This is a genomic window from Pseudomonas cuatrocienegasensis (assembly GCF_900110925.1).
GTDB lineage: Bacteria > Pseudomonadota > Gammaproteobacteria > Pseudomonadales > Pseudomonadaceae > Aquipseudomonas > Aquipseudomonas cuatrocienegasensis.
Map to the genome: position 1 here is coordinate 131,125 of NZ_FOFP01000015.1, position 11,587 is coordinate 142,711.

The 11,587-nt window shown below is 60.3% G+C and carries 10 protein-coding genes; 7 read left to right on the top strand and 3 right to left on the bottom strand.

Going from position 1 to position 11,587, the window contains the following annotated elements:
• Positions 1-64: 64 nt before the first annotated feature.
• Positions 65-1,624: a bifunctional aminoglycoside phosphotransferase/ATP-binding protein gene (locus BMW49_RS18870; protein WP_069521572.1), complete on the bottom strand. Its 1,560-nt coding sequence runs from the start codon at positions 1,622-1,624 to the stop codon at positions 65-67.
• 118 nt (positions 1,625-1,742) lie between these two features.
• On the opposite strand from BMW49_RS18870, the gene mrcB reads away from it, so the two are divergent.
• Genes mrcB through BMW49_RS18885 form a run of 3 tightly spaced genes read left to right on the top strand, consistent with a single transcriptional unit; the run spans position 1,743 to position 5,135 of the window.
• Entirely contained in the window at positions 1,743-4,064 is a 2,322-nt protein-coding gene (gene mrcB, locus BMW49_RS18875) for a penicillin-binding protein 1B (protein ID WP_083251828.1), read from the top strand.
• Between the two features lie 52 nt (positions 4,065-4,116).
• Positions 4,117-4,806, top strand: coding sequence for a tetratricopeptide repeat protein (locus BMW49_RS18880; RefSeq protein WP_218187058.1), 690 nt, complete (start codon positions 4,117-4,119; stop codon positions 4,804-4,806).
• Positions 4,806-5,135 (top strand): YqcC family protein, encoded by a 330-nt coding sequence (locus BMW49_RS18885; protein WP_069521574.1) that lies wholly within the window; start codon positions 4,806-4,808, stop codon positions 5,133-5,135. The genes BMW49_RS18880 and BMW49_RS18885 overlap by 1 nt, the downstream gene beginning before the upstream one ends.
• Positions 5,136-5,180: 45 nt before the next feature.
• On the opposite strand, the gene BMW49_RS18890 is transcribed toward BMW49_RS18885, so the two are convergent.
• Positions 5,181-5,624, bottom strand: a complete 444-nt coding sequence (locus tag BMW49_RS18890; RefSeq protein ID WP_069521576.1) for a DUF4124 domain-containing protein — start codon at positions 5,622-5,624, stop codon at positions 5,181-5,183.
• Positions 5,625-6,038: 414 nt separating this feature from the next.
• On the opposite strand from BMW49_RS18890, the gene BMW49_RS18895 reads away from it, so the two are divergent.
• Both BMW49_RS18895 and ilvN read left to right on the top strand, forming a co-directional pair.
• Positions 6,039-7,763 carry an acetolactate synthase 3 large subunit gene (locus tag BMW49_RS18895; RefSeq protein WP_069521594.1) on the top strand — a complete coding sequence of 575 codons (1,725 nt, stop codon included), beginning with the start codon at positions 6,039-6,041 and terminating at the stop codon, positions 7,761-7,763.
• A gap of 2 nt (positions 7,764-7,765) precedes the next feature.
• The gene (ilvN, locus tag BMW49_RS18900) at positions 7,766-8,257 is read left to right on the top strand and encodes an acetolactate synthase small subunit (protein ID WP_069521579.1); all 492 of its coding nucleotides are present in this window, start codon (positions 7,766-7,768) and stop codon (positions 8,255-8,257) included.
• 83 nt (positions 8,258-8,340) lie between these two features.
• Here the strand turns inward: ilvN and ilvY are convergent, their stop codons facing one another.
• On the bottom strand, positions 8,341-9,222 hold the full coding sequence (ilvY, locus tag BMW49_RS18905; RefSeq protein WP_069521581.1) for an HTH-type transcriptional activator IlvY: 882 nt from the start codon (positions 9,220-9,222) through the stop codon (positions 8,341-8,343).
• A gap of 124 nt (positions 9,223-9,346) precedes the next feature.
• Between ilvY and ilvC the strand changes: the two genes are divergently transcribed.
• Complete coding sequence (gene ilvC, locus BMW49_RS18910; RefSeq protein ID WP_069521583.1) at positions 9,347-10,363, top strand: ketol-acid reductoisomerase; 1,017 nt, start codon at positions 9,347-9,349, stop codon at positions 10,361-10,363.
• Between the two features lie 154 nt (positions 10,364-10,517).
• The gene (gene pssA, locus BMW49_RS18915; RefSeq protein WP_069521585.1) at positions 10,518-11,333 is read left to right on the top strand and encodes a CDP-diacylglycerol--serine O-phosphatidyltransferase; all 816 of its coding nucleotides are present in this window, start codon (positions 10,518-10,520) and stop codon (positions 11,331-11,333) included.
• The last annotated feature ends 254 nt before the right edge of the window (positions 11,334-11,587 follow it).

The following is an 11,587-nucleotide window of genomic DNA, read 5'->3' on the forward strand; positions in this document are numbered from 1 at the left end:
TCCCTAGCGGCTTTGCCACCAGTATAGGTGGCATGCCGGAGTTTGCGCGATGAACGCCTCGGCTTCAGAGCCCCGGCAGGCGCTGGCGGATACGCTCGATAAGGCTGTCCATGCTGGCGCTGTCGTGGGTCTCGACGCGTTTGCAGTGGATCTGCTCGGCTTGACTCAGGGGCTCGCGGCTGCGCTGTTGGGCAGCGATCACTTCCAGTGTCGCATCCGAGGGGTCGCGGCCTTCGGCCTGGCGCTGGGCCAGCCAACTGGCAATCACCGCGTCGGGGGCATGGCAATCAATGATCAGGAAGGGCACGCCGTTCTGCTCGGCCACCCGCGAGGCCGCTTCACGCTGGGCTTGTTTGAGGTAGGTGGCATCAACGACCACGCCGAAGCCGCTGTGCAAAGCCAGCTCGGCCAGCTCGTGCAGGCGTTGGTAGGTCGCGCTGCTGGCATCGCTGCTGTAGATGCCGCTGTCCAGTGTGTTGCTGGCTCCCTGCTGCTCGCCGAACAGGCCCTTGCGCACCAGGTCCGAACGCAGGCGCACAGCACCGAGCGCCTCGACCAGGCGCATGGCCACGTGGCTTTTGCCGACCGACGAGACACCGTGGGTAATGGCCAAAAAGCGCAATGGAATGGCGCTGCAGCGCTCGGCGAGGTCGGCATAGCGGCGGTACTGGCGCAGGATCACGGCGCGCTTCACGGCATCCTGAGTACCATCAAGGCTGAACAGGGCGACTTTGGCGCGCACCAGCGCCCGGTAGGCCTTGTAGAAGTTCATCAGCTCCAGCGCGGCGTAATCCCCGGTCAGCTCCAGCCAGGTACTCATGAAGCGCCGGGCCAGGGATTTCAAACCACGGTCTTCCAGGTCCATGACCAGGAAAGCGCTGTCGGCGGTCGGGTCGGTCAGGCGGAAGGGTTCGTTGAACTCGATACAGTCGAACAGCACCACGCGGCCGTCGATAAGGGTCGCATTGCCCAAATGCACGTCGCCGTGGCATTCGCGGATAAAACCATCGCGCTTGCGCTGTTCGAGCAGCGGCTTGAGGCGCTCGTAGCTGCTTTCAGCCCAGGCTTCGAGGGCATCAAGTTGCTGCAGGGCTTCTTTGTCCTGCAGTAGCGGGCGGATCTGCTCGAAGTTCTGCCGCACGGGCGCCATCACCGCTTCGGCACTACCCAGGGGGTTGTCCTGCGGCACGCGTGGCGCGGCCAGGTGGAAGGCGGCCAGTTGCTGGGCCAGGTCATCTATATGCGCAGCGGTCAATTCGCCGCGAGCCTGCACGTCGGCGAGCAGGTCATGCTGGGGAAACTGGCGCATTTTCAGGGCATAGTCGAGTGCCTGACCTTCGCCGCCGAACTGGGGGGCCTGCTCGCTGCCGGTGATCGTGACGACTTCCAGGTACAGGTCCTGGGTCAGGCGCTGGTTGAGGCGCAGTTCTTCTTGGCAAAAGTGTCGGCGGTCATCCGTGCGGGTGAAGTCGAGAAAGCCGAAGTTCACCGGCTTCTTGATCTTGTAAGCGTAGGGGCCGGTCAGGAGCACCCAGGATATGTGGGTCTCGATGACCTGGAACGCGTCTACCGGATGCGGGTAGAGGGCCGGGTTCTGCAGGGCGGCGATCAGGGCTTGGCTCACGGAGAATCCTTGGGGTGTCGAGAGATTTAGAGGCGGCATTATGGACGCTGTGAGGCCGCCTGCAAACCGCCTGTCCTGCGCCTGCTCGGCTGCAGCAAAGTGCGTATAATGCCGCGCCATGACTCGTACCCGATCCCCCCGTTCCCGTTCTAAACGCCGCCCTTCGCGCGGCCTGCGTCCACTGCTTGGCTGGGCTGTGAAGCTCGGCCTGGTCGGTCTGGTGGTGCTGGCTGGCTTTGCGGTTTACCTCGATGCCGTGGTCCAGGAGAAGTTCTCCGGCAAACGCTGGACCGTGCCAGCCAAGGTTTATGCCCGGCCGCTTGAGCTGTTCGTCGGGCAGAAACTGGCCAAGGATGACTTCCTCAAGGAAGTCGATGCCCTGGGCTATCGCCGCGAAACTGCGGTCGATGGGCCGGGTGGTGTGTCGGTGGCTGGCAATACCATCGAGTTGCACTCGCGGGGCTTTCAATTCTACGAAGGCAATGAGCCGTCACAGCGTGTACGTGTGCGCTTTTCGGGCGATTACGTGGCGGCGCTGAGCCAGGCCAATGGCAGCAATCTGGCTGTTGCACGCCTGGAGCCGATGCTGATCGGCGGCCTGTACCCGGCGCATCAGGAAGACCGCGTGCTGATCAAGCTGGACCAGGTGCCGCCCTACCTGATCGAGACGCTGGTGGCCGTTGAGGATCGCGAGTTCTTCAATCACTTCGGCGTATCACCCAAATCGGTCGCCCGTGCCATCTGGGTTAACGCCTCGGCCGGCCAGGTGCGCCAGGGTGGCAGCACCCTGACCCAGCAGTTGGTGAAAAACTTCTACCTGACCAACGAGCGCAGCCTGACCCGTAAGGCCACCGAGGCCATGATGGCTGTGCTGCTGGAGCTGCATTACGACAAACGCGAGATTCTCGAGGCCTACCTTAACGAGGTGTTCCTCGGCCAGGATGGCCAGCGCGCCGTGCATGGCTTCGGCTTGGCCAGCCAGTATTTTTTCAGCCAGCCGCTGTCGGAGCTCAAGCTGCACCAGGTGGCCTTGCTGGTCGGTATGGTCAAAGGGCCGACGTTCTACAACCCACGACGCAATCCGGAGCGTGCGCTGGAGCGGCGCAATCTGGTGCTCGACGTACTGGCTGAGCAGGGCGTGGCCTCTGCCGAAGAAGTTGAAACCGCCAAACAGCGCCCCTTGGGCGTGACCCAGCGCGGCAGTATGGCTAACAGCTCGTTTCCAGCGTTCCTCGATCTGGTCAAGCGCCAGTTACGTGAGGACTACCGCGAGGAAGACCTGACCGAAGAGGGGCTGCGAATCTTCACCAGCTTCGATCCCATCCTCCAACTCAAGGCTGAGAGTGCGCTGAGCGACAGCCTCAAGCGCCTTTCCGGACGCAAGGGCGTCGACGAAGTCGAAGCCGGCATGGTGGTGACCAATCCGGAAACTGGCGAAGTGCAGGCGATGATCGGTAGTCGCCAACCGCGCTTTGCCGGGTTTAACCGAGCGATTGATGCGGTACGGCCGATTGGCTCGCTGATCAAACCAGCGATTTATCTCACAGCACTGGAACGGCCCAGCCAATACACCCTGACCAGTTTCCTCGAGGACGAGCCATTCTCGGTCAAGGGGCAGGATGGTCAGGTCTGGCGCCCACAGAACTACGACCGCAAGGCGCACGGCACCATCTACCTGTACCAGGGGTTGGTCCATTCCTACAACCTGTCGACTGCCAAGCTCGGTCTGGAACTGGGCGTGCCGACCGTGCTCAAAACCCTTGATCGGATGGGCGTGAGTCGCCAGTGGCCGGCCTATCCGTCCATGTTGCTGGGGGCGGGAGCCTTGAGCCCGCTGGACGTCGCGGGGATGTACCAAACATTGGCCAATGGTGGCTTCAACACACCGCTGCGCGGCATTCGCAGTGTGCTGACCGCCGAAGGGCAGCCGCTTGGCCGCTACCCGTATCAGATTCAGCAGCGCTTCGATGCAGGTGCTATCTACCTGTTGCAGAATGCGATGCAGCGCACCATGCGCGAAGGTACTGGGCGCTCGGTGTACAACCAGTTGCCGGCCTCCCTGGCGTTGGCTGGCAAGACCGGCACCAGTAACGATTCGCGCGACAGCTGGTTTGCCGGTTTCGGCCAAGACGTGCTGGCGGTGGTCTGGCTCGGCCGCGATGACAACGGCCCAACGCCGCTGACAGGCGCGACTGGTGCCTTGCAGGTCTGGACAGATTTCATGCGCAAGGCTGACCCCTTGCCGCTGGACATGCCGATGCCGGACAACGTGGTGCAGGCGTGGATTAATCCCACGACTGGTCAGGGCTCGGACCCGAGCTGCCCTGGCGCGGTGCAGATGCCGTATATTCGCGGCAGTGAACCCGCGGCAGGTCAAGCCTGCGGCATCCAGGCGCCGGTCGATTCGGTGATGGATTGGGTACGTGGCTGGTTGGACTAAGACGAGAGGGTGTGTTGTGGCTAAGTGGCTGATTCCTGTTTTAACCGCGTCTATGGTTCTGGGTGGTTGTGCCAGTGTCCCGCGGGGTTCCATTCCAGTGGTCGACTCGGGTACTTCGGCTTCCGAATTGCAGGATGGCGGCAGCGCTGGTTACGCCAGTGCAGCGCCCCAGGCGTCCATGCAGAGCGCGCCGGAGGACTCCGGTGTGGTGGTCATGGTGCCGGGCGGCAGTTCGGCGCCGATCCAAACGTTTCCTGCTTCCGGTGCCGGCGGCGGTATTGCCAATCAGCAGCCGCTGACTTTCGGTTCTGGCAGTGACGTACCTGCTGCGCCGTCGAGTGGTACTTTCACTGCGCCTTCTATGCCGAGCCAGCCGAGCGGGATTCCCAGTGGCGGTGGTCTCGCCGCGGATGAGCAGCTCGACGGCCCGGTGCTGGCTTTGCTGACATCCGCCCAGCAGCTGCAGGGAAGTGGCGATCTCAATGGCGCTGCATCAAGCCTGGAGCGCGCCCAGCGTATCGCACCCCGTGAGCCCCAGGTGCTCTATCGTCTGGCCGAAGTGCGCCTGGCGCAGGGTGATGCCGCTCAAGCCGAGCAGTTCGCCCGGCGTGGGCTGAGTTATGCCAGTGGTCGCCCGGCGCTGCAGGCCAGCCTGTGGGACCTGATCGCCCAGGCGCGGGAGCGCCAGGGTGATCCGGCAGGTGCTGCTCAGGCCCGTGAGCAGGCGCGGGTCAACCTCTGATGGATGCGCGTTTTCCAGCAGTCGCTCAACAGATATTGCTGATCGAGCGTGAGTTGCGCGTGCAAGGCTGGTGGGAAGAGCAAGCGCCTAGCGCTGAAGCGCTCGCCAGCGTAGAGCCCTTCTGTGTCGACAGCCTGGCGTTCGAACAGTGGCTGCAGTGGATCTTTCTGCCGCGGATGAAGGATTTGCTTGAAGCCGGTGCGGCGTTGCCTAGGGTTTCCGGCATTCAACCGATGGCCGAGCAGGTTTATGGCCAGCAAGCTCGTGCCCAGGGACTTATCGTGTTGCTGGGTGAGTTCGATGCGCTGATAGGTGGTTCTGCCTCCTGAGCAGGGCAAAGTCTGCCCTGCTCATACTGTAGAGCCCCTGCAGTGTTATTTGCAGGTCTCCTCTATTGCCTTGCGTGCCTCCGTGATGCGCGCCTGGCGTTCATCTTCGCCCAAACGCCTGACTTCGCCATCCACTTCGACACGAACTCGCGGGTTGTTCTCTAGCTGAGCCAGGTTGTTCCGCTGCGCTTCGCAGTACTTGCGCCGCTCTGCTTCCTGGGCGGCGACATCCTTGCGGACCTGCTCGTTGATCGCTTCCTGCTCGGGGTCGGCAATGCTGTCGAATGTAGGCGCAGCGGGCGTCGGCGGTGTTTCTGCAGGGCGCGGCGGTGGCGCGCTGGTGTTGATTTGCGTGGCCTGTTGGCCCTGGGGCGGCTGGGCGCCGAAGTGCGTGACGCCCTGGGCATCGACCCATTTGTACACCTGGCTGGCCATGACGGGAGCGCTGAGGGCGAGCAGCAGGCTGCTGACGAGGATCGTGCGGCGCATGGGGTTTCCTTCTGGTGAGCGCTGGGGCTTCTGAATAGCCTGGCATTACTATAACCAAAAGCACGGTGCCGTCATCCTGCGCTGCGTCACAGCAGAAGATTAGAGAATCAACAACGGATGACTTGACTTGCTGGCGCCGAATCCGAACAATTCCAAGCTCGCTGTAGTGGAGTCGGCCGCAAGCAGGCTTTAGCTCAGCAGACATGAGGCGCACACCCGCGCCGACCTGTAACACCCGCAACGCGTTACCTCGCGCTGGGTGGGAATGCTCCGCAACACCAAGGCGCTTTCCCAATACTTGCTCAGTTGTAGCTGACGTAGTCGGCGACCACCGTCGCTCATGCTCTGCTGACAGTAAACCTATCTTGGGCCGTCCACCGTGGGCGGTCTTCTGGCGTTTTAGAGGTGAACAACGTGGAGCTTTTATCCGGCGCTGAAATGGTCGTCCGCTTTTTGCGTGACGAAGGCGTTAAGCATATCTATGGGTACCCGGGCGGTGCCCTCCTGCACATCTACGATGCCCTGTTCAAAGAACCGGAAGTCAGCCATATCCTGGTTCGCCACGAGCAGGCCGCCACGCACATGGCTGATGGATATGCCCGTGCCACCGGCAAGGCCGGTGTGGTGCTGGTGACCTCCGGTCCTGGTGCGACCAATGCGATCACCGGGATCGCCACGGCCTATATGGACTCCATTCCGATGGTCGTCCTGTCCGGTCAGGTCCCGAGCAACATGGTCGGCACCGATGCCTTCCAGGAAACCGACATGATCGGTATCTCGCGGCCTATCGTGAAGCACAGCTTCATGATCAAGCATGCCTCGGAAATCCCGGAAGTCATGAAAAAGGCGTTCTACCTGGCCGAGTCCGGTCGCCCGGGTCCGGTGGTTGTGGACATTCCCAAGGACATGACCAACCCAGCGGAAAAATTCGAGTACGTGTACCCGAAGAAAGCCAAGCTGCGCTCTTACAGCCCGGCACTGCGCGGTCACTCCGGGCAGATCCGCAAGGCGGCCGAGCTGTTGCTGACGGCTAAACGCCCGGTGATGTACTCCGGCGGCGGCGTGATTATGGGCGGTGCGGCCGCGCCGCTGACAGAACTGGCGCAGATGCTCAACCTGCCGGTGACCAACACCCTGATGGGGCTGGGTGGTTATCCCGGTACCGATCGCCAGTTCCTCGGCATGCTCGGTATGCACGGCAGCTACACCGCTAACCTGGCCATGCACCATGCTGACGTAATCCTGGCTGTGGGTGCGCGCTTCGATGACCGGGTGATCAATGGCGCGAGCAAGTTCTGTCCGAACGCCAAGATCATTCATATCGACATCGACCCGGCCTCTATCTCCAAGACCATCAAGGCCGACATTCCGATCGTCGGGCCGGTCGACAGCGTGCTGACCGAGATGGTCGCCATCCTCAAGGAGATTGGCGAGCACCTGAACAAGGACGCGCTGGCCAGTTGGTGGAAGCAGATCGAAGAGTGGCGTGGCAGTCGCGGTATGTTCCCTTACGAGAAGGGCGACGGCAGCATCATCAAGCCGCAGACCGTGATCGAAATGCTCAGCGAAGTCACCCGGGGCGATGCCTTCGTCACCTCCGATGTTGGTCAGCACCAGATGTTCGCGGCGCAGTACTACCGCTTCAACAAGCCCAATCGCTGGATCAACTCCGGTGGCCTGGGCACCATGGGCTTCGGTTTTCCTGCCGCCATGGGCGTGAAGCTAAGCTTCCCGGACGATGATGTTGCTTGCGTAACCGGCGAGGGCAGCATCCAGATGAACATTCAGGAGCTGTCGACCTGCATGCAGTACGGTCTGCCGGTGAAAATTGTCAACCTGAATAACGGTGCGCTGGGTATGGTGCGCCAGTGGCAGGACATGAACTACGGCAGCCGTCACTCGCACTCTTACATGGAGTCGCTGCCTGACTTCGTCAAACTGGCCGAGGCCTACGGCCATGTCGGTATCCGCATCACCGAACTGAAGGACCTCAAGCCGAAGCTCGAAGAAGCGTTTGCGATGAAGGATCGTCTGGTGTTCCTCGATATCCAGGTCGATACCAGTGAGCACGTCTACCCCATGCAGATCAAAGACGGCTCGATGCGCGATATGTGGCTGAGCAAGACGGAGCGTACCTAATCATGCGACACATCATCTCTCTGCTGATGGAAAACGAGCCCGGTGCACTGTCGCGTGTGGTTGGGCTGTTCTCGCAACGCAACTACAACATCGAAAGCCTGACCGTGGCACCGACCGAAGACCCGACTCTGTCGCGTCTGACGTTGACTACTGTGGGTCAGGACGATGTGATCGAGCAGATCACCAAGAACCTCAACAAGTTGATCGAAGTGGTCAAGCTGGTCGACCTGTCAGAAAGCGCGCACATCGAGCGCGAGCTGATGCTGGTCAAGGTCAAGGCCACCGGTGCCCAGCGCGCCGAGGTCAAGCGCACCACCGACATCTTCCGTGGGCAGATCGTCGACGTGAACACCAGCGTGTACACCATTCAGCTGGCGGGTACGAGCGACAAGCTGGACAGCTTTATCCAGGCCATTGGCACGGCTTCGATTCTGGAAACCGTGCGCAGCGGTGTTACCGGTATCGCCCGTGGCGACAAGGTGTTGAGCATCTGATCGCGTTGTACTGATTAAACAAAAAGCCCTCGGGGGGACTCTCTCCCGAGGGCTTTTTGTTTTTCAGGTGCCGTAGAACGGCTTCAGCCCTGACGATTCCAGAAGGCATTGATCAACGGCTCTTTAAGACGCTTGCCCAGGGCGAACAGGCCGATGTCGTAGGCGGTTAATGGCGGTTGAATATCGTAGATGCGGATGCGTGCAGTCAGCGGGCTGTTATCGAGGACGATCTGCGGCACCACGCCAATACCAAAGCCCAGGCTCACCATGCTGACGATGGCTTCATTGCCGCTCACCTGGGCGTAGATGCGTGGCTTGATATTGTGGCTTTTCAGCCAGCGGTCGGTGCGGGTTCGCGCGAGGCCTTCTTCCGAGAGAATCATCGGCACGTCCCGCCACGTCTCCGCGCTGGGGTGTTTCAGTTGTTCTTCGGTGAGTAGCTGCGGCGATAGCGGGCCGATAAAGCACAATGCGGAGCGGGCAATCGATTGAAACTCGACGCCGGGGGGCAGGCTGTCGGGGCGGGCGCCGATGGCGAGGTCTTCCAGCCCTTCCTGCACGCGCTCGACCGCTTTTGCCGGGTCGCCAGTGTGCAGCTTCATTTCAATGCGTGGGTAGTCCTGGCGAAAGCTGCTCAAAATGTCATAGAGAAAGCTGTAGCTGGCGGTGACCGAGCAATAGAGGGATAACTCCCCGTGCAGGATCAACTGATCCTGCTTGAATGTCTGGCGTATGGCTTGCCAACCGCTCATGACCCCGCTTGCATACTCGCGAAACTGTTGGCCTTCTCGGGTCAGGTGCACCGAGCGGTTGTCGCGCAAGAACAGCGTCGCGCCAAGCTCGTCTTCAAGCTGTTTGATGCTGCGGCTGAGCGCTGATGGGCTGACGTGCTGCTCGCGGCTGGTTTTGCCGAAGTGCAGGTTGTCGGCCAGCGCGAGAAAGAGCCTGAGTGCATGGCTGTCCATAGTCGTTTCACATATCGGCATGTTGTGTTGCGAATATATCATTTTACGCAATAGCGCGGATCGCTTAAGGTGGCTCCGTCGCGGTGCATGCACCCACCCCTTTTCGCTTAAAAGAGCCAAGACCATGAAAGTTTATTACGACAAAGACTGTGACCTCTCGATCATCCAGGGCAAGAAAGTCGCCATCATCGGTTACGGCTCCCAGGGCCACGCCCAGGCATGCAACCTGAAAGACTCCGGCGTCGACGTCACTGTTGGTCTGCGTAAAGGTTCGGCCACTGTTGCCAAGGCCGAAGCTCATGGCCTGAAAGTAGCTGACGTGGCTACTGCTGTTGCCGGTGCTGACCTGGTCATGATCCTGACCCCGGACGAGTTCCAGTCCCAGCTGTACAAGAATGAAATCGAGCCGAACATCAAAAAGGGCGCCACCCTGGCCTTCTCCCACGGCTTTGCGATCCACTACAACCAGGTTGTGCCACGCGCTGACCTCGACGTGATCATGATCGCGCCGAAAGCACCGGGCCACACCGTGCGCTCCGAGTTCGTCAAAGGCGGCGGCATCCCTGACCTGATCGCGATCTATCAGGACGCCTCCGGCAACGCCAAGAACGTTGCCCTGTCCTACGCTTCGGGCGTGGGCGGTGGCCGTACCGGTATCATCGAAACCACCTTCAAGGACGAAACCGAAACCGACCTGTTCGGCGAGCAGGCTGTTCTCTGTGGCGGTTGCGTTGAATTGGTCAAGGCTGGCTTCGAGACCCTGGTCGATGCTGGCTATGCGCCGGAAATGGCCTACTTCGAGTGCCTGCATGAGCTGAAGCTGATCGTTGACCTCATGTACGAAGGCGGTATCGCCAACATGAACTACTCGATCTCCAACAACGCCGAGTACGGCGAGTACGTGACTGGTCCGGAAGTCATCAACGCTGAATCCCGTGCCGCCATGCGCAATGCGCTGAAGCGTATTCAAGACGGCGAGTACGCCAAGATGTTCATCCAGGAAGGTGCCGCCAACTACCCGTCGATGACTGCCTACCGTCGCAACAATGCGGCCCATGGTATCGAAGTGGTCGGCGAGCAGCTGCGCTCCATGATGCCTTGGATCTCGGCCAACAAGATCGTCGACAAAGCCAAGAACTAAGGCCTCGTCTGCGAGATAAAAAAACGCGGCCATGGCCGCGTTTTTTCATTCTGCAGCAAGGCTCTGGTATAAAGCCGGTACTCACGTCGGAGCCAGGACGAACCCTTGCTCCAGGTCCGTGTCGAATCTTCAAATCCGCTGCAAGGTGTATTTCATGAGCGAACGTCCAGAACAGCCGTCTTCGGCCCCCGAACCTGAAAGCTTGTTGCCCATCGACGAGCACGTCGAGGAGGGGCACGACGCAGAAGGGCGCAAGGTTCGCCATCGCGGTATCTATCTGCTGCCCAACCTGTTCACTACCGCCAATCTGTTTGCGGGCTTTTACGCGATCATCAATGCTATGAACGGCAACTTCTATGTAGCGGCAGCTGCCGTGTTCGTGGCGATGGTATTGGATGGTCTCGATGGTCGCGTGGCACGTCTGACCAATACGCAGAGTGCCTTCGGCGCAGAATACGATTCGCTGTCCGATATGGTGGCCTTCGGTGTAGCGCCGGCGCTATTGGCATTCGAGTGGGCGCTGGGCAGCATGGGTAAGGTCGGCTGGATGGTCGCCTTCATCTATGTGGCTGGTGCCGCATTGCGCCTGGCGCGTTTCAACACGCAGATCGGCACTACCGACAAGCGTTACTTCATTGGCCTGGCTAGCCCGGCTGCCGCCGGTGTTGTGGCAGGTACTGTGTGGGCGTTCAGCGACTTTGGTATCCAGGGTTCGAACATGGCCTTTGTCGTGGCTATCCTGGTCGCAGCGGCTGGTATGTTGATGGTCAGCAATATCAAGTACCACAGCTTTAAGGATCTTGATCTCAAGGGGCGCGTGCCCTTTGTCGCGATCTTGGCGGTTGTGCTGGTGTTCGCGGTCGTCTTCAGTGATCCGCCGCGTATTCTGTTGCTGATCTTCCTGGCCTATGCGGCCTCTGGGCCGATCCAATACCTGCTGCAGTTGCGTAAGCGTAAATCCGTCAGCTGATTTCGCTGCTACCTAAAAAGCCGTTGAAGCCTTGCTTCAGCGGCTTTTCTGCTTCTGGTGCAGGGGTTATTGATCTTTAAGCATGCTTTGCCATCAAATCGTCATAAAACCCTTGACGGCATTTCTGCTGTGCCTATAATGCGCACCTCTTCCGGCGCGGACTTCTCGGATAACTCGTTTTAAATCAATGAGTTAGCTTAAAAAAGAGGGGTTGCAAAGCAGCGAAAGCTGTGTAGAATGCGCCGGGCTGACGA